General features: G+C 71.0%; 20 protein-coding genes. 10 read left to right on the top strand and 10 right to left on the bottom strand.

Annotated features, from left to right (window positions below):
* Genes QSK39_RS23520 through QSK39_RS23490 form a run of 7 tightly spaced genes read right to left on the bottom strand, consistent with a single transcriptional unit; the run spans position 1 to position 8,563 of the window.
* Positions 1-855 carry a carbohydrate ABC transporter permease gene (locus tag QSK39_RS23520; protein WP_285479981.1) on the bottom strand — a complete coding sequence of 285 codons (855 nt, stop codon included), beginning with the start codon at positions 853-855 and terminating at the stop codon, positions 1-3.
* Positions 846-1,793, bottom strand: coding sequence for a carbohydrate ABC transporter permease (locus QSK39_RS23515; protein WP_502873302.1), 948 nt, complete (start codon positions 1,791-1,793; stop codon positions 846-848). Before QSK39_RS23515 ends, QSK39_RS23520 begins: the two co-directional genes overlap by 10 nt.
* A complete protein-coding gene (locus QSK39_RS23510) occupies positions 1,793-3,076 on the bottom strand; it encodes an extracellular solute-binding protein (protein ID WP_285479979.1) in 1,284 nt (427 codons plus the stop codon). The genes QSK39_RS23515 and QSK39_RS23510 overlap by 1 nt, the downstream gene beginning before the upstream one ends.
* Before the next feature lie 31 nt (positions 3,077-3,107).
* Positions 3,108-4,241, bottom strand: coding sequence for a lactonase family protein (locus QSK39_RS23505; protein ID WP_502873301.1), 1,134 nt, complete (start codon positions 4,239-4,241; stop codon positions 3,108-3,110).
* A 43-nt stretch (positions 4,242-4,284) separates the two neighbouring features.
* Positions 4,285-5,673: a GntP family permease gene (locus QSK39_RS23500; protein WP_285479977.1), complete on the bottom strand. Its 1,389-nt coding sequence runs from the start codon at positions 5,671-5,673 to the stop codon at positions 4,285-4,287.
* Positions 5,670-7,265 (bottom strand): N-acyl-D-amino-acid deacylase family protein, encoded by a 1,596-nt coding sequence (locus QSK39_RS23495; RefSeq protein WP_285479976.1) that lies wholly within the window; start codon positions 7,263-7,265, stop codon positions 5,670-5,672. The genes QSK39_RS23500 and QSK39_RS23495 overlap by 4 nt, the downstream gene beginning before the upstream one ends.
* On the bottom strand, positions 7,265-8,563 hold the full coding sequence (locus QSK39_RS23490; protein WP_285479975.1) for an amino acid deaminase: 1,299 nt from the start codon (positions 8,561-8,563) through the stop codon (positions 7,265-7,267). Before QSK39_RS23490 ends, QSK39_RS23495 begins: the two co-directional genes overlap by 1 nt.
* A 113-nt stretch (positions 8,564-8,676) precedes the next feature.
* Between QSK39_RS23490 and QSK39_RS23485 the strand changes: the two genes are divergently transcribed.
* Genes QSK39_RS23485 through QSK39_RS23475 form a run of 3 tightly spaced genes read left to right on the top strand, consistent with a single transcriptional unit; the run spans position 8,677 to position 10,786 of the window.
* Positions 8,677-9,648, top strand: coding sequence for a sugar kinase (locus QSK39_RS23485; RefSeq protein WP_285479974.1), 972 nt, complete (start codon positions 8,677-8,679; stop codon positions 9,646-9,648).
* Positions 9,645-10,403, top strand: coding sequence for an IclR family transcriptional regulator (locus QSK39_RS23480; protein WP_285479973.1), 759 nt, complete (start codon positions 9,645-9,647; stop codon positions 10,401-10,403). Before QSK39_RS23485 ends, QSK39_RS23480 begins: the two co-directional genes overlap by 4 nt.
* On the top strand, positions 10,403-10,786 hold the full coding sequence (locus QSK39_RS23475) for a RidA family protein (RefSeq protein WP_285479972.1): 384 nt from the start codon (positions 10,403-10,405) through the stop codon (positions 10,784-10,786). Before QSK39_RS23480 ends, QSK39_RS23475 begins: the two co-directional genes overlap by 1 nt.
* Before the next feature lie 36 nt (positions 10,787-10,822).
* Here QSK39_RS23475 and QSK39_RS23470 read toward each other — a convergent pair whose 3' ends face one another.
* From QSK39_RS23470 to QSK39_RS23460, 3 genes are read right to left on the bottom strand one after another with little or no spacing between them, the layout of a single operon-like run.
* Entirely contained in the window at positions 10,823-11,818 is a 996-nt protein-coding gene (locus QSK39_RS23470; protein WP_285479971.1) for a 1-aminocyclopropane-1-carboxylate deaminase, read from the bottom strand.
* Positions 11,815-12,459, bottom strand: a complete 645-nt coding sequence (locus tag QSK39_RS23465) for a GntR family transcriptional regulator (protein WP_285479970.1) — start codon at positions 12,457-12,459, stop codon at positions 11,815-11,817. The genes QSK39_RS23470 and QSK39_RS23465 overlap by 4 nt, the downstream gene beginning before the upstream one ends.
* Positions 12,460-12,508: 49 nt before the next feature.
* Complete coding sequence (locus QSK39_RS23460) at positions 12,509-12,868, bottom strand: DUF1844 domain-containing protein (protein ID WP_285479969.1); 360 nt, start codon at positions 12,866-12,868, stop codon at positions 12,509-12,511.
* A gap of 202 nt (positions 12,869-13,070) precedes the next feature.
* On the opposite strand from QSK39_RS23460, the gene infC reads away from it, so the two are divergent.
* The 7 genes from infC (at position 13,071) to pheT (ending at position 19,850) form a co-directional block, all read left to right on the top strand.
* Positions 13,071-13,691 (top strand): translation initiation factor IF-3, encoded by a 621-nt coding sequence (gene infC, locus QSK39_RS23455; protein WP_285480893.1) that lies wholly within the window; start codon positions 13,071-13,073, stop codon positions 13,689-13,691.
* 67 nt (positions 13,692-13,758) lie between these two features.
* Positions 13,759-13,953 (top strand): 50S ribosomal protein L35, encoded by a 195-nt coding sequence (rpmI, locus tag QSK39_RS23450; protein ID WP_086672342.1) that lies wholly within the window; start codon positions 13,759-13,761, stop codon positions 13,951-13,953.
* Positions 13,954-14,020: 67 nt separating this feature from the next.
* Positions 14,021-14,395 carry a 50S ribosomal protein L20 gene (rplT, locus tag QSK39_RS23445; protein ID WP_257926580.1) on the top strand — a complete coding sequence of 125 codons (375 nt, stop codon included), beginning with the start codon at positions 14,021-14,023 and terminating at the stop codon, positions 14,393-14,395.
* A gap of 23 nt (positions 14,396-14,418) precedes the next feature.
* Positions 14,419-15,207, top strand: a complete 789-nt coding sequence (locus QSK39_RS23440; RefSeq protein ID WP_285479968.1) for a TrmH family RNA methyltransferase — start codon at positions 14,419-14,421, stop codon at positions 15,205-15,207.
* Positions 15,208-15,256: 49 nt separating this feature from the next.
* Positions 15,257-16,090, top strand: coding sequence for a DUF6159 family protein (locus QSK39_RS23435; RefSeq protein WP_285479967.1), 834 nt, complete (start codon positions 15,257-15,259; stop codon positions 16,088-16,090).
* 134 nt (positions 16,091-16,224) lie between these two features.
* A complete protein-coding gene (gene pheS, locus QSK39_RS23430; RefSeq protein WP_285479966.1) occupies positions 16,225-17,286 on the top strand; it encodes a phenylalanine--tRNA ligase subunit alpha in 1,062 nt (353 codons plus the stop codon).
* Entirely contained in the window at positions 17,286-19,850 is a 2,565-nt protein-coding gene (gene pheT / locus QSK39_RS23425; protein WP_285479965.1) for a phenylalanine--tRNA ligase subunit beta, read from the top strand. Before pheS ends, pheT begins: the two co-directional genes overlap by 1 nt.
* Positions 19,851-19,964: the final 114 nt, after the last annotated feature.

Raw genomic sequence — 19,964 nt, 5'->3', positions numbered from 1 at the left:
TCAGCCCTTCACGGCGCCGGCCATCCCGGACACCAGCCGTCGTTGCACGAGGACGAAGAACACCAGGACCGGGATCGTCATCAGCGTCGAGGACGCCATGACCGCGCCCCAGTCGGTGTCCTCCGGCTTGAAGAACACCAGGATCGCCTGCGGCAGCGTCTGGTTCTCGGTCTTGGAGATGATGAACGTCTTGGCGAAGAGGAAGTCGTTCCAGGCGTGGATGAACGCGAGCACGCTCACCGCGACCAGTCCCGGCGCCACCAGGGGGAACAGGATCTGCCAGGTGAACCGCATGCGCGACGCGCCATCGAGCTTCGCCGCCTCTTCGAGCTCCACCGGCACTGCGGCGACGAACCCGCGCAGCATCCAGATCGCGAACGGCAGGCTGAACGCCAGGTGCACCAGCACCAGCGAGCCGAGTTCGTTGAGCCCGAACGCCGGCGCGACGCCGCCGATCTGGCGCATCAGGAAGAACAGCGGGATGGTCAGCGCCTCCACCGGCACCATCTGCGCGACCAGGATCATCACCAGCAGCACGGTCCGGCCCTTGAACGAGAACCGCGTCAGGGCGACCGCCGAGAGGAACGACAGCAGCAGCGACAGCACCACGACGACCAGCGCGACCACCAGGCTGTTCACGAAGAACCGCCCGAAGCCGGACACCGTGAGCACCCGGGAGAAGCTGTCGAACGACGGGGCGAACGTCCACGGCTTCGGGTTCGCCGACTGGATCTCGCCCGGCGGCTTGAACGCCGAGAGCAGCATCCAGTACAGCGGGAACGCGACGATGCCGGCGATGATCACGGTGATGACTTCGGCGACGAGCCGCCCGGGGCGTCGAACGGCTACAGCCATGCCGCGCTCCGGCGCTGCGACCGGACGTACAGCCCGGTGATCGACAGCAGCAACAGCGTCATGACGACTCCGATCGCCGAGCCGAGGCCGTACTCCTGCCCGGCGAAGGCCTGTTGGTACGCGTAGACGTTGAGGACCAGGTTGCGGCCGGCGACGCCGCCGCCGTTGGTCATCACGTAGATCTGCGTGAACACCTTGAAGTCCCAAATGATCGACTGGACGGTCGCGATCATCAGCAGCGGCCGCACCATCGGCAGCACGATCGACCAGCTGGTGCGCCACACCGACGCGCCGTCGAGCGACGCGGCCTCGAGCACCTCGTCGGGGACGCCCTTGATCCCGGCGTACATCGTGACCAGCACGAACGGGAACGAGCACCAGATCACCTCGGCGGCGACCAGCCCGAACGCGCCGACCGTGCCGAAGGTCCACGAGTGGTGCTCGAACGGCAGGCCGATCCCCGAGAGCACCTCGTTGACCAGGCCGAAGTCGGTGTCGAAGAGGAACAGCCAGACGTAGGAGCCCGCGATCGCCGGCGTCGACCACGCGCCGAGCGCGGCGAGGAACAGCAGCGTCCGGGGGAGGGACCGCACGCGGCTCGCCAGCACGGCGAGGCCGGTGCCGACGAGGAGTGAACCGGCGACGCAGGCCGCGGCGAACCCGACCGTCTTGCCGAGCACGGTCCAGAACTGCGCCTGGGACAGCAAGTCGGTGTAGTTCGCGAAGCCGAGGAACACCAGCGGCGCGTTGCCCGTGGCCTGCGGCTGGCCGTAGTCGTAGAACGAAATGAGGACCAGCTGGTAGATCGGGTAGGCCAGCATCGCCGCGAGCAGGATGCCCGCCGGGGCGAGGTAGAGCGCGGCGGCCCGGCCGTCCCCCTTCCGTCTCGGCTTCCGCGCGGGAGCCGAGACGGAAGGGGCTTCCTGGACGGTCACCACTACCCGAAGGCCTTGTCCATCGCCGCGGCCGCGTCGGTCAGCGCGGCGGCCGGGTCCTTGCCGCCGGTCGCGATCTGCTGGACGGCCGTCGGCAGCACGTTCTGGCTGTCGATCTTCGACCACGCCGGGGTCGCGGGGACGAACTTGGTGCCCGCCTTGAGCGTGTCGACGAACGGCTTGAGGAACGGGTCGTTCGCCGCGAGCTTCTGCTGCACGCTGCTCAGCGTCGGCAGGTTCCCCATCGCGGTGTACATCTTCTCCTGGTACTTCGCGCCACCGAGCAGTTCGATGAACTCCAGCGCCAGGCCCCGGCGCTTGCTGGCGTTGAAGACGCCGAGGAGGTTGCCGCCGGCGAACGCGGGGGCGACGCTGCCCGCGGCCGTGCCCGGGATCGGCACGACGGCGTACTTGCCCTTCACCGCGCCCTGTTCGACGGCCTTGCGGTTGAAGTCGCCGCCGATGGTCATCCCGGCCTTGCCGCCGGCGAAGGCCGTGACGCTCTGCGTGCCGGTCAGGTTCGCGCACTGCGCGGGCGGGCAGATGTCGTCCTTGAGCAGGGTCGCGTACTGCGTCACGCCGGCCTTGGCCTGGTCACCGGTGACCGACGACTTCCACTTGCCGCCTTCCTCCTGCGCCAGCTCGCCGCCGTTGGCCCAGAGGAAGGGCAGCATCGCGTAGGTGTACTTGCCGCCGACCGAGATGCCGTAGAGGTCCGGCTTGGCGGCGCGGATCTTCCGGGCGTCCTCGGTCAGCTCCGAGAGCGTCGCAGGCGGCTTGAGGCCCAGCTCGGTGAAGACGTCGGTGCGGTAGTACAGCGCGCGGATGCCGGTGTACCAGGGCAGGCCGTAGGTCTTGCCGCCGGACTTGGCGGTGTCCAGCACGGTCGGGATGAGGTCCTTGCCCTCGCTCCACGACGCCAGGTCGCCGGTCAGGTCGGCGAGCGCGCCGGTGGCGGCGTAGCTGGAGACGTCGGTGTTGCCGAACTCGGCGGCGTCCGGCGCGCTCGCCGGGTCGGTGAAGGCCCCGGAGAACTTGTCGGCGCGGCCTTCGACCGGCACCCACTGGACGTCGACCTCGACGCCCTGGTGCGCCGCCTTGAATTCGGCGATGGCGTCCTTGACCGCGGCCTCCTTCGGCGCGCGGTTGGCCTCGTCGAACAGCCAGACGCGGACGGTGCCGGTCTTCTCGTCCCCGCCGGAGCCGGCGGGCGCGGACTGGGTGGGCGCGCAGCCGGCCAGCAGGGCCAGCCCGGCGATCAAGGGCAGGGTGCGGCGCAGTCTCATGACGAATCCTCCAGTGGGTGCCCGAACGGCGTCAGGCGAAGTGAACCGAGTTGACGTCGGGGACCGCGAGGCTGCCGGCGACCGCGCCGGGCAGGCCGGTGGCCGGGTCGCGCGGCAGCCAGGTGACGGTGCCGGAGCGCTGGTTCGAGACGTAGAACCAGTTCTCGCCGGGGTCGAGGGCGACGTGACGCGGCCAGTTGCCGCCACTGGACACAGTGGACACCAGCTTCAGCGTCGCCCCGGCGACGGAGAACGTCGCCAGGGTGTTGGGCCCGCGGACGGTGGCGTAGGCGAACTTCCCGTCCTTCGACAGCGCGATCTCGCCGGGGAACAGGTCGCCGGTGCTGCCCGGCGGCACGGCCGGGACGACGGAAAGCGCCTTCAGCGTCCCGGCCGCCGCGTCCCAGCTCGCGACCGTCACCTCCGGGCGCAGCTCCTGCAGGATGTAGGCGAACGTCCCGGTCTTGTCGAACGCGAGGTGCCGAGGCCCGGCGCCGGCCGGCAGCTTCAGCTGCTGGTGCAGCGCGAGCTTTCCGGTGCCGGCGTCGAGGGAGTAGACGTACACCGAGTCGGCGCCGAGGTCCACCGACAGCACCCAGCGCCCGGTCGGGTCGTTGACGACCTGGTGGGCGTGGGCCTGCCCGGAGTCGGCCTGGTGCGTCACCAGGTCCGTGGCCGCGCCGAGCTTGCCGCCGGCCAGGATCGGCAGCACGACGACGCTGCCCGAGCTGTAGTTCGCCGCCAGCACGTACTTCTGGCTCGAGTGCACGCTCAGGTGCGTCGGCGCGCCGCCCTTCGACGAAACCTTGTTGAGCAGCTTGGGGTTCGCGGCGTCGGCGACGTTCAGCGCCGAGACGAACCCGTTCGGGTCGCCTTCGTTGGTGACGTAAAGGGTCTTGCCGTCGGCGCTCCGGTCGAACCACGAGGTGTCGGTGATGCCCGGCACCGTGCGGACCGGGCCCAGCGTGGCGCCCGACCGGCTCGAGACGTCGAGGCCGTGGCCGCCCGCCCCGCTGGTGTAACTGCCGATGTACACGGTCCCTCCGGCGATGCAGCCCTTCGCGGTGGTGGCCGCGGAGGCGAACTGTGCGCCGAGAACGGTCGCGGCACTCGCTCCGGCGGCGGCGCCGAGGAACGTACGACGGGAAAGTCCGGTCATCGTCATTGTCTCCCAACGGGTTCGGGCGGCGGCTTCCCTCCAGTATGGTCTAGACCACGGCCATGAGCAATGCCGAAACCGCGAAACCGGAGACGGAAAGCACGGTTTCCAGCGCGGTCCACGACTTCAGCGTCTGGACGACGCTCATGTTGAAGTACCGCGAAACGATCCAGAAACCACCGTCGTTGACGTGCGACGCGATGATCGACCCGGCGGAGATCGCCATGACCAGCAAGGCCAGCTGCACCTGCGAATACCCGAGCTGCGCCACGGTCGGCGCGATGATCCCGCTCGTGGTCACGATGGCGACCGTGGCCGAACCCTGGGCGATCCGCATGCCGCAGCTGATCACGTACGCCGCGAGCAGCACCGGCAGCCCGGCGTCGTGCAGCGAGTCGGCGACGGCCTTGCCGATCCCGGTGGCCGAGAGCACCGCGCCGAAGAACGCGCCCGCGCCGACGACGAGCAGGATCATCGCGACCGGCCGCAGCGACTTCGCGGCCAGTTCGTTGAGGTCCTTGCCGGTGAACCCGCGCCGCAGCCCGAGCAGCCAGGACGCCAGCAGCACGGCGACCGTGAGCGCGACCGCCGGCGTGCCGATGAACGCGGCGACGCCCGCCAGCGCGGAGTTCTTCGGCAGCCAGATGCTGCCGAACGTGCCGGCGAGGATCAGCACCAGCGGCACCGCGATGATCGAGCCGACCAGCGCCAGCGACGGCACGTCGGCCTCTTCTTCGCCTTCTTCCTCGGCGACGATCATCTCCTGGGGCACCTCGACGTCGATGCGCTTGCCGATCCAGGTCGCGTACAGCACGCCGCCGACGAGGAACGCGGGGATGCCGCAGGCGAGGCCCATCAGGATGATCCAGCCGAGCTCGACGTGCAGCAGTCCGGCCGCGGCCACCGGACCCGGGTGCGGTGGCAGGAAGGCGTGCGTGATCGACAGGCCCGCGATCAGCGGCATCGCGTAGAGCACCAGCGAGCGCTTACCCTGCTTCGCCGCGACGTACACCAGCGGCGCCAGCACGAAGATGCCGATGTCGAAGAACACCGGGATGCCGAAGATGAACCCGGCGACCCCCATGGCCAGCGGCGCGCGCTTCTCGCCGAAGCCCCGCAGCAGCGCCCCGGTCAGCACTTTCGCGCCACCCGAGCGTTCCAGGATCGACCCGAGCAGCGTGCCGAGGCCGATGATCGCGGTGATGTGCCCGAGGATGCTGCCGAACCCCTTTTCCAGCAAGGAGTCCGACGACTTCTGGGCGGTGCCGACGATCGTGCCGACCGGCAGGCCAGCGGCCAGTGCGGTGAGCAGGCCGACCACGATGAGCGCGATGAACGGCTCGATCTTGAGCTTGACGATCAGCAACAGCAGGACGGCGATCGAGACGGCGGCGAGCGTGAGCAGGCCACCCGTGGTGTGTTGCAGCCAGTGGATCATCTTGCTCTCCGGGGGTTGCGCAGGGAGTGTCCGGCGAGGGCGCCGGTGGGACGGCCGTCGTCGAGGGCGGCGACGCCGTTGACGAAGACGTGGGTGATCCCCGCGGCGGGCTGCCGTGGGTCGTCGAAGGTGGCGGTGTCGGCGACCGCGTCGGGGTCGAACAGCACCAGGTCGGCGGCGTACCCGGCGCGGACGAGCCCGCGGTCGGTCAGCCGCAGGCGCCGCGCGGCCCGTCCGGTGAGGTGGGCGACGCACTCGGCGAGGTCCAGCACGCCCAGTTCGCGGACGTACCGGGCGAGGTAGCGGGGGAACGTGCCCCAGGCGCGCGGGTGCGGCCGGGCGCCGACGAGGAGGCCGTCGCTGCCGCCGGTGTGCGTGCGGTGGCGCATGATCGCCTGGACGTTCTCCTCGTGCCCGACGTGCATCAGGCAGGACGTGCCGAGCTTTTCGTCCAGGAGCGTGTCGAAGTACAGCTTCGCCGGTTCGGTGCCGGCGGTCCGTGCCGACGCGGCCACGCTGTGCCCCACCAGGTGGGCGTTGTGGTCGTTGCGGACGCCGTTGATCTCGATGGCGTCCCAGTCGATCGGGACGCCGTGCGCACCGTCCGAACCGGACTCCTCGATCGCGGCGCGGATCCGCTCGCGTTCGTCCACATCGGACAACCGGGCGAGGGTCGGCGCCAGGCCGCCTTCGGTGGCCCAGCTCGGCAGCAGCGCGGAGAGGTACGTCGCGCCCGGCAGGTACGGGTAGGTGTCCAGCGAGATGTCGCACCCGTCGTCGAGCGCGTCGTCCAGGAGCTTCAGCAGGTCGGGTGCTTTTCCTTTGTTCACCGAGAAGTTCATCGTCGCGTGCGCCAGGTGCAGCGGGCAGCCCGACTGCCGCGAGACGTCGATCATCTCGGCGAACGCCTCCAGCGCGCCCTTGCCGTAGCTGCGGTGGTGCGGGCTGTAGAACCCGCCGCCCTCGCCGACGACCTTGCACAGCTCGACCAGCTCACTGGTCTCCGCGTACATCCCCGGCGTGTAGGTGAGCCCCGAGGACATCCCCATCGCGCCTTCGGCCAGGCCCGTCGCGACGAGCTCCTTCATCCGGGTCATCTCGGCGTCGGTCGCGGGCCGGTCGTCGAAACCGACGGCCAGCATCCGGACCGTGCCCTGCGGCACCAGGTACGCCGCGTTGACCGCGATGCCCCGGTCGAGGCGGTCGAGGTACTCACCGACCGAGCGCCAGTTCCAGTCGAAGCCGGCCGGGTCGTCGTTCCAGCCGGCGAGCTGCTGCCGCAGTGCTTCGAGGACGGCGTCGTCGACCGGCGCGTACGACAGCCCGTCCTGGCCGAGCACCTCCGTCGTGACGCCCTGGGTGATCTTGGCCGCGTGGTCCGGGTTGGCCAGCAGCTGCAGGTCGGAGTGCGAATGCATGTCGATGAACCCGGGCGCGAGCACCAGCCCGTGCCCGTCGATGTTCCGGCGCCCGGCCAGCGAGCCCGCCTCGCCGACGCTGGCGATCTTCTCGCCGGTGATGCCGACGTCGTGGCGGGTCAGCGCGTCGCCGGTGCCGTCGGCGACCAGCACGTTCTTGACGACGACGTCCATCAGAACCACGTCCGGACCAGGTCGACGACGGTCTCGCCGTCGGCTGCGGTCATCGGCAGCAGCGGCCACTTGTCGAACACTGTGCACGGGTGCGAGAGGCCGAGCCCGATCCAGTCGCCGACCTCGACCGGCGACCCGGCGGGCAGGGTGAGGAACGCGTGCTGGTCGTTCATCTTCGCGACGACGTGCCCGTCGAGGGGCTCGGCGGGACCGGTCGGGGTGCGGCGCAGCTGCGGCTCGGGCATGCCCTCGTCGAAGGACGCGTCGCGCTTGCCGATGGTCAGCAGCGCGAGCTCGTCCGACGGCTTCGACGTCACCTGCGCCCAGGCGCGCAGCGCGGGCCGGAACGACTCGACGCCGTCGATGCGCGGGTGGTCACCGAGCGGGGAGATCTCGCGGTAGAAGCCGTCGTCGTGAGTGATGTACGCGCCGCTGCGCAGTACCGGGAGCACGTCGAGGCCGCCCGGCCACGGCTTCGTCAGTTCGTTGGCGACCTGGTCGAAGTACGCGCTGCCGCCGGCGGTGACGATGATCTGCCCGTCGAGCATGCCCTTGTCCGCGAACGTGATGGCGAGGTCGCGCAGGCCGTCCACATAGGAGCTGATCTTGGCGAGCGCGGCTTCGTCAGTGTCGTGCGAGAGCGCGCCTTCGTACCCGCCGGTGCCGCGCAGCCGCAACGCCGGGCTCGCGTGCACCGCCTCGGCGACGGCCAGCGCGGTCGCGGTGTCGCGCACGCCGGTGCGGCCGCCGTCGGCGCCCAGCTCGAGGAGGACGTCGACCGGGCGCTCGGAGCCTTCGAGAGCTTCGGTCATCAGCTCGACCCCGCGGACCGAGTCGACCCAGCAGACGAACTCGAAGTCCGGGTCGGCGGCCAGCTCGGCGGCCAGCCAGCGGAGACCGCTCGGGTCCAGGAACTGGTTGGCCAGCAGGATCCGGGAGACGCCGAACGCGCGGTAGATCCGGAGGTGCCCGGCGTTCGCGCAGGTGATGCCCCACGCGCCGTGCTCGATCTGGCGGGCGAACAGCTGCGGTGCCATGGTCGTCTTGCCGTGCGGGGCGAGCACGACGCCACGGGCTTCGCACCACGCGGCCATCGTCCGCAGGTTGTGCTCGAGCGCGTCGTCGTCGAGGACGACGAAGGGCGCGAAGAACCCGTCGGTGAACAGGTTCAGCCGCCGGTCCGCGGCTTCGGTGAGCGTGAGCCCGGTCAGGGCGGGGGCAGCCGAGCGGAAGCGCCAGTCGATCCGCTCGTCGCGGAGGGCGGCGAGCGCGGCGGGGTCCATCAGGCAAGGGTTCATCGGCGGCGACCTCGGTTGCGTATGTTGCAACGACTGTTGCGCATTTTGAGTGCCATAGGTGTAGCATCCGGGTCGCCACAGGTCAACGGGGTGACGGACAGGGGAGACGGAAAGTGACAAGCGGGCCCGAGGTGCTCTGTGTCGGCGAGACGATGGCGCTGTTCGTGCCCGCCGAACCCGGCCCGCCGGACGAGGTGAAGCGGTGGACGCGCACGATCGGCGGCGCCGAGTCGAACGTCGCCTGTCACCTGCCGGCCCTCGGCGTCCCGAGCGGCTGGGTGAGCGCGGTCGGCGACGACCCGTTCGGCCGCGCGATGCTCCGGGAGATCGCTTCCCACGGCGTCGACGTCAGCGCGTGCTCCGTCGACCCGGAGCGCCCGACCGGGCTCTACATCAAGGAAAGCGGCGCCGGTGGCAGCCCGGTGCGCTACTACCGGGCGGGCTCCGCCGCGTCCGGGATGGGCCCTGCGCTGCTGGATCGCTTGCACCTCGACGGCGTCCGCGTGCTGCACCTGTCCGGCATCACGCCCGCGCTGTCCGAGAGCTGCCTCGCGCTGGTGCGCGCCCTGCTGGAAATGCCCCGCGGCGACCGGCTGATCTCGTTCGACGTCAACCTGCGGCCCGCGCTGTGGGCAGGCCGCGATCCCCGGCTGCTCGCCGAGCTGGCCGGGCAGGCCGACATCGTCCTGACCGGCGACGACGAGGCCCAGCACGTCTGGGGGACCGGCGACCCGGCCGAGCTGCGGGAGCTGCTGCCGGGGCCGCGCACGCTCGTCGTCAAGCACGGCGAACGCGGCGCGACGCTGGTCGAAGGGGAGCCGCTGTTCGCGCCGGCGCTGCGGGTCGACGTCGTCGAGCCGGTCGGCGCCGGGGACGCGTTCGCCGCGGGCTTCCTGGCGGCGACACTGCGGGACGCTTCACCGCTCGCGCGGCTGCGGCAGGGCCACCTGCAAGCCGCGGCGACCCTGCTCACCCACGACGACGTCGGGGTGCCCCTGCCGCGCACGGTCGTGGATAGCCTGCTGAACGCCGGCCCCGACGAGTGGCAGTCGGCCCGGCTGACCGGAGAGGGCGTGCTCACGTGAGCCAGAGCTTGGACCGCGCGCTGACGCTGCTGAACTCCATCGCGAAGGACGCGCGCACGCTCGACGACCTCGCCGACGAGATCGGCGTCCACAAGTCCACCGTGCTGCGCCTGCTGCGCACCCTCGAACAGCACCACTTCGTCCGGCGCGAGGGCACGCGGTACTACCGGCTCGGCAGCGCCATGTTCGACCTGGCCAACCAGGCCCTCGACTCGATCGACGTCCGGCGCAGCGCCCAGCCCGCGCTGGCCGCGCTCAACGCGCGCACCGGGCACACCGTGCACCTGGCCAGCTACGACGACGGCGAAGTCGTCTACATCGACAAGTACGAGGGCCGGCACTCGGTGCGGATGTACTCGCGCGTCGGCAAACGCGCGCCGCTGCACTGCACGGCCGTCGGCAAGGTGCTCGTCGCGGCGATGCCGGAGGCGCGGCGCGAGGAGATCGCGCGGTCCATGAACTACCCGGCGCTGACGCCGAACACGATCACGACGCCTGATGCGTATCTCGCCGAGCTGGAGCGCGTCGGCCGGCTCGGGTACGCCGTCGACAACGCCGAGCACGAGGACTTCATCCACTGCATCGCGGCGCCGGTCCGCGGGGCGGACGGTGAGGTGCTGGCCGCCGCGTCGATGTCGGTGCCGAAGGTGCTGCTCGACTACGAAGGCCTGCTGGCGCTGGTCCCGGACCTGCGCGCGGCGACCACGGAAGCTTCCGTCCACAGTGGATGGACGGAGAACGGAAAGGGGCACTGATGAGCAAGACGGCAGTTTCCACCGAGAACGCGCCGAAGCCGCCGGCGAAGTTCTCGCAGGCCGTCCGCAAGGGGAACCTGCTGCAGGTCGCGGGCCAGGTGGCCTTCGACCCGGCCACGAACGAGATCGTCGGCGACGACGTCGTGGGCCAGACCCGGCAGACGTTCAAGAACCTCGAAGCCGTGCTCGCCGAGGCGGGCTCGAGCCTGGCCGACGCGATCATGGTGCGGGTGTACCTCACCGACACGGCGCACTTCGCGCCGTTCAACGAGGTCTACAACGAGCTGATCGGCGACGCGCCGCACGCCGCCCGCACGACGGTGTACGTCGGCCTCCCGGGCGAGCTCCTCGTCGAGATCGACGTGCTCTGCGTGCTGGACTGAGCCTTCGGTGGGCCGGGGTTGCCCCGGCCCACCGGTTCAGCCGAGGACGCTCGTGTAGCCGTTGAGCGCGGGCTGCCCGCCGAGGTGGGCGTAGAGGACGTTCGAGTCGCTGGTGATCTCACCCCGGCCGACCAGGTCGATGAGTCCCGCCATGGACTTGCCTTCGTACACGGGGTCGGTGATCATGCCCTCCAGCCGGGCGCAGGTCTCGATGGCGTCCACTGTGGATTTGTCGGGGATGCCGTAGATCCCCGCGTGGTAGCGGTCGTCCAGCTCGACCTCGGGGATCTCGCCGGCGCCGATCAGCTCGGCGGTCGTGCGCGCGATGCGCGTGATCTGTTCGCGGGTTTCGTCCGGCTTGGCCGAGGCGTCGATGCCGAGGATCCGGCGCTTCTTGCCGAGCGCGGTCCCGGCGACCATCCCGCCCTGCGTGCTGCCGGTGACCGAGCAGACGATCACCGTGTCGAAGAAGACGCCCAGTTCTTCTTCCTGCTGTTCCAGCTCGACGATCCAGTTCGCGAACCCGAGCCCGCCGAGCCGGTGGTCCGACGCACCGGCCGGGATGGCGTACGGCTTCCCGCCGCCGGCCTCGATCTCGGCGACGGCGTCCTCCCAGGTCTGCTTGAAGCCGATGCCGAAGCCGGCTTCGACGAGCCGGACGTCGGCGCCGAGGATCCGCGAGAGCTGGATGTTGCCGACCTTGTCGTAGAGCGGGTCGTGCCAGTCGACCCAGCTTTCCTGCACCAGCACGGCCTTCAGCCCGGCCCGCGCGGCGGCGGCCGCGACCTGGCGGGTGTGGTTGGACTGGACGCCGCCGATGGAGACCAGGGTGTCCGCCTTTTGCGCGAGCGCGTCGGCGACGAGGTACTCGAGCTTGCGCGTCTTGTTGCCGCCGTAGGCCAGGCCCGAGTTGACGTCTTCGCGCTTGGCCCAGATCTTCGCGCCGCCCAGGTGGTCGGTCAGGCGCTCCAGCGGGTGCACCGGCGACGGGCCGAACAGCAGGGGATAACGCGGGAAGTCGGCGAGGGTCATCGGTCCTCCAGCAGATCGGTCCAGATGGTCGAGATGACGGACACCGCCGTGCCGGTGTCACGGGCTTCGAGAGCGTCGATGAGCCACCGGTGGCGCTCCACGGAGTTCCAGGCGAGAGCCGAGCTGAACCGGGTGTGCTCCAGCCGGCGCAGCAGCGGTGTATAGCGGTCGAGGGTCGCGGCGACGGCGGCGTTGCCGGCCAGCCGGACGGGGATGTCGTGCAGCTCGTCGTCCGCCTTGACGGCGGCCGCGATGTCCCCGGCTTCGATGGCGTTCGCGAACCGGTCGTTGGCCGCGCGCATGGCGGCGATGTCGGCGGGGCCGCACTTCGCGACCGCTTGCTTCACCGCGAACTCGTGCAGCACCCGGACGATCTCCCGGGCGTCGAGGACGTCGGCGGACATCACCTCGGAGACCCGCGTGTAGCTCTGCGGCTTCGAGTCGACGAGCCCGTTCTCGGTGAGGCGCCGCAGGGCCTCGCGGACGGGGGCCTTGGAGAGCCCGAGCTGCTCGGCGAGGTCGCCGTCGCGCAGCGGGGTGCCCGGCGGCAGCGTGCCGTCGACGATGGCCTGCCGGATGCGTTCGTACGCCTCGTCGCGGAGCAACGGGCGGGCGACTTTGGAGAGACTCACATCTAACATGTTAGATGTCGGGGGACTCGGCCGGCAAGGAACCGGACGAGTGAGAAGGTCAGTAGACGGGACCGGTGTACTTTTCGCCGGGGCCCTGACCGGGGGCGTCAGGCACGGCGGAAGCTTCCCGGAAGGCCTTCTGGAGCGACTGCAGGCCATCGCGCAACGGCCCGGCGTGCAGGCCCAGGTACTCGGCGGACGCCGTCACGAGCCCGGCCAGCGCGGTGATGAGCCGGCGGGCTTCGTCGAGGTCGCGGTGCGGGGACGTCGCCGGGTCGGCGTCGGCCAGGCCGAGCCGTTCGGCCCCGGCCGACAGCAGCATCACGGCCGCGCGGCTGATCACCTCCACGCTGGGGATCTCGGCCAGGTCGCGGTCGTCCGGGGAATAGGGGGCCTGTTCGGAGGGTTGTTCTGACACGTCTGGTACCCTTCCACGAGCGACCAGCCCCCGAGCGATCGGGGGCGGCAAGTGGAGCCCCGCTCCCACCCGCGTCACCGTAGAGGTGGCCGGGTCCGGTCTCGCCCGGACACCAGTCCAGGGTGAAGTGTCAGGCCTCGCGGCCGGGCACGATCGGAAACAGAGTGGGCCCCGCGCACCGGAAGGTGTCGGGGCCTTCGCTATGTGGGCACCAGGTCGAAACGAGAACAGGAAACATTCCTCGGACCAAGGAGGCCCCATCAGCTCCGAGACACGCATCAACGACCGAATCCGGGTGCCGGAGGTCCGACTCGTCGGGCCCGCCGGTGAACAGGTCGGCATCGTCCGGATCGAGGATGCGCTGCGCCTGGCGCAGGAGAACGATCTCGACCTCGTCGAGGTCGCGCCGCAGGCCCGCCCGCCGGTGTGCAAGCTCATGGACTTCGGCAAGTTCAAGTACGAGAGCGCGCAGAAGGCCCGCGAGTCGCGTCGCAACCAGCAGCTGACCGTCATCAAGGAACAGAAGCTGCGCCCCAAGATCGACCAGCACGACTACGAGACCAAGAAGGGTCACGTGTCGCGCTTCCTGGCGGCTGGCAACAAGGTCAAGGTCACGATCATGTTCCGCGGCCGCGAGCAGTCCCGGCCGGAGCTCGGCTACCGGCTGCTGCAGAAGCTCGCCGAAGACGTCACGGAGCTCGGCTTCGTCGAATCGTCGGCCAAGCAGGACGGTCGCAACATGATCATGGTGCTGGCCCCGCACAAGAACGTGAAGCCGAAGGCGAAGGCGGAGACGGCCCCCGAGCCGACTCCCGACGCGTAGGCGCCGACCAGCACAGTCAGCGGCTCACCGGAATTTCCGGTGAGCCGCCGCACGAAAGAGGACTGAAATGCCGAAGATGAAGACCCACAGCGGGACGTCCAAGCGGATCCGCGTCACGGGCACGGGCAAGCTGCGCCGCCAGAAGGCCGGCCGCCGCCACCTCATGGAGAAGAAGTCGAACCGCCTCACCCGCCGGCTCGAGGGCACCACCGAGCTGGCGAAGACCGAGGCCGGCCGCGTCAAGCGCCTGCTCGGCATCTGATCCCGCAGAACTTGCTGTAACCACCCGGGGCGTCCCCTTCGCCCCCTGAGATCGACAGGATGGACCCGTGGCACGCGTCAAGCGGGCGGTCAACGCCCAGAAGAAGCGTCGCGCAACTCTCGAACTGGCCAGCGGCTACCGCGGCCAGCGTTCGCGGCTGTACCGCAAGGCCAAGGAGCAGACGCTTCACTCGCTCAACTACGCCTACCGGGACCGCCGTGCCCGCAAGGGTGACTTCCGCCAGCTGTGGATCACCCGCATCAACGCGGCCGCCCGCGCGAACGGCGTGACCTACAACCGGTTCATCCAGGGCATCAAGGCCGCGGGTGTCGAGGTCGACCGCAAGATCCTCGCGGACCTCGCCGTCAACGACGCCGCCGCCTTCACCGCGCTGGCCGAGCTCGCCAAGGCCAACGTGAACACCGAAAAGAAGTCGGCCTGACCGGCAGCTTTCCCCGACCCGGGGTGGATCCGTTCACCGAACGGACCCCCCGGGTCGTTGCTGCGCGCAAGCTGACGCGGCGCGCGGAACGCGACAAGACCGGCCGATTCCTGGCCGAAGGCGCCAACGCCGTCGAGGCGGCGCTCGAGCACGGCTCGGTGCACGAGCTGTTCGTCACCGAGCGCGCGGCGGCGCAGCACGCGGACCTGGTGGACGCGGCCCGCGCGGCCGGCGTCGGAGTCTCGCCGATCACCGACCGCGCTGCCGACGGCCTGTCCGAAACCGTGACGCCCCAGGGCATCGTGGCCGTCTGCGCGCTGCTCGACCGTCCGCTCGAAGAGGCCGTGAGCCCCGGCGCCCGGCTCGTCGTGGTGCTGGTGGACGTCGCCGACCCCGGCAACGCGGGCACGGTGATCCGCGTCGCCGACGCGGCGGGCGCCGACGCCGTGGTCCTGGCGGGCGACACCGTCGACCCGCACAACGGCAAGTGCGTCCGCGCGGCCGCCGGCAGCCTCTTCCACCTGCCGATCGCGCGCGTCCGCGACGTCCCGGCCGCCCTGGCCGCCTGCTCGGCAGCGGGCCTGCGCACGTTCGCCGCGCACGGCTACGCCGACGCCGAACTCGATCGGGTGGATCTCGCCGAGCCCACGGCCTGGGTCTTCGGCAACGAGGCCCACGGCCTGCCCGCCGACGTCCTCGACCGCGCCGACCTCGCCGTCCGGATCCCGCTGTACGGCAAGGCGGAGAGCCTCAACCTGGCCACCGCGGCCGCCGTCTGCGTGTACACGAGCGCGATGGCAGCACGTCGCTGACCAGGCGCTAGGCTGACCCGGTATCCACTGTGGTCACCGGGGGGAAATCATGGGCAGGCTCGCCCGTTCGTACGCGTTGTTCGTCGCTTCGCTCCGGGTGCTGCGCGCCCACAAGGGCCTGGCGTGGTTCCCGGTGCTCGCCGGGATCGCCGGGCTGCTGGTCGCCGCGGCGTTCCTCACGCCCGCGTTCTTCACCGTCGACCTCGCGGGCGAGCATTTCCGGCCCAGCGTCGGCACGTACGTGCTGTTGGCGGCCTTCTACCTGGTCTCGGCGTTCGCCACGATCTTCTTCAACGCCGGCCTGATCTCCCAGGCGGACGTCGCGCTGCGCGGCGACGGCGGCGTGCCCGGCGTCGGCGCGGGCCTGGCCGCGGCGGGCCGCCGCTGGCCGGCCCTGCTCGGCTGGGCCGGCCTCACCGCGACGGTCAGCGTCGTGCTGCGCACGATCGAGGAACGGCTGGGCTTCCTCGGCAGCATCATCAGCGGCCTGATCGGCCTGGCCTGGCGGCTCACCACGTTCCTCGTGCTGCCGGTCGTCATGCTGGAGGGCGCCGGCGTCCGCGGCAGCGTCAAGCGCTCGGTCGAACTGTTCCGCCGCGCTTGGGGCGAGAACGTCGTCGGCACCGCGGGCCTCGGCCTGATCGGCTTCCTGCTCACCCTGGCCGGGTACGTCGTGTTCCTCGGGGCCGGCTTCCTGCTCGGCGGCACGGCCACCGTGTTCGTCGCGGTCGGGCTGGCGATCGTCTGGACCCTGCTGGTGGCGGTCTTCACCACGACTTTGTCCGGGATCTACCAGGTGGCGCTGTACCGCTACGCCGCCGACGGCGTCGTTCCCGGCGAGTTCGCGTCGGTCGACTTCGCCGACGCGTTCCGCGAGCGCTGACCGTGCGTCCGCGCGGCCCGGGGCGACCGGGGGCGCGCGGACCCGATCCCATAGACTTTTCCCACCTTTGACCTCTCGTGCGCCGCGTGTCCGGCGGCGCGCGTACAACCAGTCCCAGCGGACGCCGAGGAGTTATGTCCGGAGCCAAGGAGAAGGAAGCCCAGGGCGCGGTGCTCGCCCCCGAGACGCTGCAGGAAGCGGTCAAGGCCGCCGAAGCCGCGTTCGCCGCCGCGACCGGGCTCGAAGCGCTGGCCGAGGTCAAGCCGGCTCACCTCGGCGATCACTCGCCGCTGCTGCTGGCCCGCCGCGAGATCGGCGCCCTGCCCAAGCAGGAGAAGGCCGAGGCGGGCAAGCGCGTCAACGAGGCCCGCCAGGCCGTCCAGTCGGCCTTCGACACCCGCCGCGCCGAGCTCCAGGTGGAGCGCGACGAGCGCGTGCTGCGGGAGGAGGCCGTCGACGTGACGCTCCCGTGGGACCGCGTCCCGCGCGGCGCCCGGCACCCGATCAGCACCATCTCCGAGCGCGTCGCCGACGCGTTCGTCGCGATGGGCTACGAAGTCGCCGAGGGCCCGGAGCTCGAAGCCGAGTGGTTCAACTTCGACGCGCTGAACTTCGGCAAGGACCACCCGGCCCGCCAGCTGCAGGACACGTTCTACGTCGGCGAGGAGGACTCCGGCCTGGTGCTGCGCACGCACACCTCGCCGGTGCAGGCCCGCACCCTGCTGCACCGCGACCTGCCGGTGTACGTCGTCTGCCCGGGCCGCACGTACCGCACCGACGAGCTCGACTCGACGCACACCCCGGTGTTCACCCAGGTCGAGGGCCTCGCGGTGGACAAGGGCATCACGATGGCGCACCTCAAGGGCACGCTGGACGCCTTCGCCCGCGCGATGTTCGGCGAGAACTCCAAGACCCGCCTGCGCCCGCACTTCTTCCCGTTCACCGAGCCGTCCGCCGAGGTGGACGTCTGGTTCGAGGAGAAGAAGGGCGGCCCCGGCTGGGTCGAGTGGGGTGGCTGCGGCATGGTCAACCCGAACGTGCTGCGCGCCTGCGGCGTCGACCCCGAGGTGTACTCGGGCTTCGCCTTCGGCATGGGCATCGAGCGCACCCTGCAGTTCCGCAACGGGATCCCGGACATGCGCGACATGGTGGAAGGCGACGTCCGCTTCACCCTTCCCTTCGGAACGGAGGCGTAGTGCGAGTCCCCGTCAGCTGGCTGACCGAGCACCTCGACATCGGCGAGGAGGTCACGCCGCAGGACCTGGCCGACGCGTTCGTCCGGATCGGCATCGAGGTCGACGACCTGAAGCAGCTCGGGCCGGTGACCGGCCCGCTGGTCGTCGGCCGGGTGGCCGAGATCGAGGAGCTCACCGAGTTCAAGAAGCCGATCCGGTTCTGCCGCGTCGACGTCGGCGAAGAGGCCGAAGAGCCGGAGGAGCCGGCCGACGACGAAGAAGACGAGGACGACGACGAAGCCGGCGAGTTCGACGAGGGCCCGCACGGCATCCGGACCCGCGGCATCGTCTGCGGCGCCCGCAACTTCACCGAGGGCGACCTGGTCGTCATCGCGCTGCCCGGCGCCGTCCTGCCCGGCGACTTCACCATCGCGTCGCGCAAGACCTACGGCCGGGTCAGCGACGGGATGATCTGCTCCGCCCGTGAGCTGGGCCTCGGCGACGACCACACCGGCATCCTCGTGCTGCCCTCGGGCACCGCGAGCCCGGGTGACGACGCGGCCGAGCTCCTCGGCCTCGGCGACACCGTGATCGAGCTGGCCCCGACCCCGGACCGCGGCTACGCGCTGTCGGTCCGCGGCCTCGCGCGCGAGCTGTCGAACGCGCTGGACGTGGCCTTCGGCGACCCGGCGCTGCTGGAGGTCCCGGCGGCCGAGGGCGACGCCTGGCCGGTGCACGTCGAGGACCCGGAGGGCTGCCCGCGGTTCGTGCTGCGGCGCGTCACCGGCCTGGACGCGACCGCGCCGACGCCGTGGTGGATGCGGCGCCGGCTGATGCTGGCCGGCATCCGGTCGATCTCCCTGGCCGTCGACGTGACCAACTACGTGATGCTCGAGCTCGGGCACCCGCTGCACGCGTTCGCCACCAAGGCCATCCAGGGCGACCTGGTGGTCCGGCGGGCGAAGCCGGGCGAGAAGCTGACCACGCTGGACGACGTCGAGCGCACGCTGGACCCGGACGACGTGATCATCGCCGACGACAGCGGCGTCATCTCCCTCGCCGGCACGATGGGCGGCGCGAGCACCGAGATCACGCCGGAGAGCACCGACGTCCTGCTCGAGGCGGCGCACTGGAACCCGGCCGCGATCAGCCGGACCGCGCGCCGGCACAAGCTGTTCTCCGAGGCCGCCAAGCGGTTCGAGCGGTTCACCGACCCGCAGCTGTGCCCGGCCGCCGTCGAGCTGGCCGCGCGCCTGCTGCGCCAGTACGGCGACGCCGCGATCCAGCCCGGCCGCACCGACGAGGGCTCGATCGAGCCGAACCCGCCGGTCGTGATGCCGATCAACCTGCCCGACAAGGTCGCGGGCGTGAACTACCAGCGCGGCGTGACCGTCCGGCGGCTGTCCCAGATCGGCTGCAAGGTCTCGGTCAGCACGGGCGACGACGGCACCGGCCAGGTCACGGCGATCCCGCCGAGCTGGCGCGGCGACCTGCGCCAGCCCGCCGACCTGGTCGAAGAGGTGCTGCGGCTGGAGGGCTACGACAGCATCCCGTCGACGCTGCCCGCCGCTCCGGCCGGCCGCGGCCTGACCGACGCCCAGCGGCGCGTCCGGAGTGTTTCGCGGGCGCTGGCCGAAGCCGGGTACGTCGAGGTGCGGCCGTTCCCGTTCATCAGCGACGGGGTCTGGGACGCCTTCGGCCTGCCGACGGACGACGTCCGCCGCAAGACGGTCGTGGTCCGCAACCCGCTGGAGGCCGACCGCAACCGGCTGGCCACCACGCTGCTGCCGGGCCTGCTGGACACGCTGCAGCGCAACGTGTCCCGCGGGATGAAGGACGTCTCGCTCTACCACATCGGCCAGGTGGTGCTGCCCGCGCCGAACCCGCTGAAGGTCCCGGACCTCGGCGTCGAAGGCCGGCCGTCGGACGAAGAGCTCGCGCTGCTCGAAGCGGCGGTGCCGCAGCAGCCGCTGCACGTGGCGGTCGTGCTCGCCGGCCAGCGCCACCGAGCGGGCTGGTGGGGCGGCGGCGAGCCGGCGAACTGGGCCGACGCGGTGCAGGCCGCCCGGACGATCGCGGAGGCCGCCGGCATCGAGCTGACGGTGCAGGCGGCGGACCTGCCGCCGTGGCACCCGGGCCGCTGCGCCCGGCTCCAGGTCGGCGACTGGCCGGTCGGCCACGCGGGCGAGCTGCACCCCAAGGTGGTCGAGGCCCTCGGCCTGCCGCCGCGCACGGTGGCGATGGAGCTGGACCTGGACGCGATCCCGCTGCCGGACGCCCGCCCGGCGCCGAGCGTGTCGGGGTACCCGCCGGTGCTCCTGGACGTGGCCCTGGTCGCGGCGGCAGAGGTGCCGACGGCGGACCTGGCAGCGGTCCTGCGCGACGGCGCGGGCGAGCTCCTCGAGGACATCACGCTGTTCGACGTGTACGCGGGCGAGCAGGTCGGCGAGGGCAAGCGTTCGCTGGCGTACAAGCTCCGTTTCCGCGCACCGGACCGCACGCTGACGGTCGACGAGGCCACGAAGGCCCGCGACGCAGCGGTGGCAGCAGCAGGCGAGCGCTTCGAGGCGACCCTGCGGGCGTAGCCGGCTCGCACGAGGAAGTTTCACCGCGGGAGGGGCCGGGAAACCGGCCCCTCTTCGCGTTTCGCGCTTGGACAGGGAGCCCGCTACCGCCAGACGACCCGCACGGCTACTCTC

Origin of the sequence: Amycolatopsis sp. NBRC 101858 (genome assembly GCF_030269325.1) — a bacterium.
GTDB classification, from domain to species: domain Bacteria; phylum Actinomycetota; class Actinomycetes; order Mycobacteriales; family Pseudonocardiaceae; genus Amycolatopsis; species Amycolatopsis ponsaeliensis.
The sequence above is the reverse complement of the archived record's forward strand: the minus strand, read 5'-3'. Positions and strand labels throughout refer to the sequence as shown.

Bases quoted from the DNA above. Each gene is read 5' to 3' on its own strand.
- QSK39_RS23520 (WP_285479981.1), bottom strand. From the start codon at position 855: ATGGCTGTAGCCGTTCGACGCCCCGGGCGGCTCGTCGCCGAAGTCATC.
- QSK39_RS23510 (WP_285479979.1), bottom strand. From the start codon at position 3,076: ATGAGACTGCGCCGCACCCTGCCCTTGATCGCCGGGCTGGCCCTGCTG.
- QSK39_RS23505 (WP_502873301.1), bottom strand. From the start codon at position 4,241: ATGACGATGACCGGACTTTCCCGTCGTACGTTCCTCGGCGCCGCCGCC.
- QSK39_RS23500 (WP_285479977.1), bottom strand. From the start codon at position 5,673: ATGATCCACTGGCTGCAACACACCACGGGTGGCCTGCTCACGCTCGCC.
- QSK39_RS23495 (WP_285479976.1), bottom strand. From the start codon at position 7,265: ATGGACGTCGTCGTCAAGAACGTGCTGGTCGCCGACGGCACCGGCGAC.
- QSK39_RS23490 (WP_285479975.1), bottom strand. From the start codon at position 8,563: ATGAACCCTTGCCTGATGGACCCCGCCGCGCTCGCCGCCCTCCGCGAC.
- QSK39_RS23475 (WP_285479972.1), top strand. From the start codon at position 10,403: ATGAGCAAGACGGCAGTTTCCACCGAGAACGCGCCGAAGCCGCCGGCG.
- QSK39_RS23470 (WP_285479971.1), bottom strand. From the start codon at position 11,818: ATGACCCTCGCCGACTTCCCGCGTTATCCCCTGCTGTTCGGCCCGTCG.
- QSK39_RS23465 (WP_285479970.1), bottom strand. From the start codon at position 12,459: ATGTTAGATGTGAGTCTCTCCAAAGTCGCCCGCCCGTTGCTCCGCGAC.
- infC (WP_285480893.1), top strand. From the start codon at position 13,071: ATGTGGGCACCAGGTCGAAACGAGAACAGGAAACATTCCTCGGACCAA.
- rpmI (WP_086672342.1), top strand. From the start codon at position 13,759: ATGCCGAAGATGAAGACCCACAGCGGGACGTCCAAGCGGATCCGCGTC.
- QSK39_RS23435 (WP_285479967.1), top strand. From the start codon at position 15,257: ATGGGCAGGCTCGCCCGTTCGTACGCGTTGTTCGTCGCTTCGCTCCGG.
- pheS (WP_285479966.1), top strand. From the start codon at position 16,225: ATGTCCGGAGCCAAGGAGAAGGAAGCCCAGGGCGCGGTGCTCGCCCCC.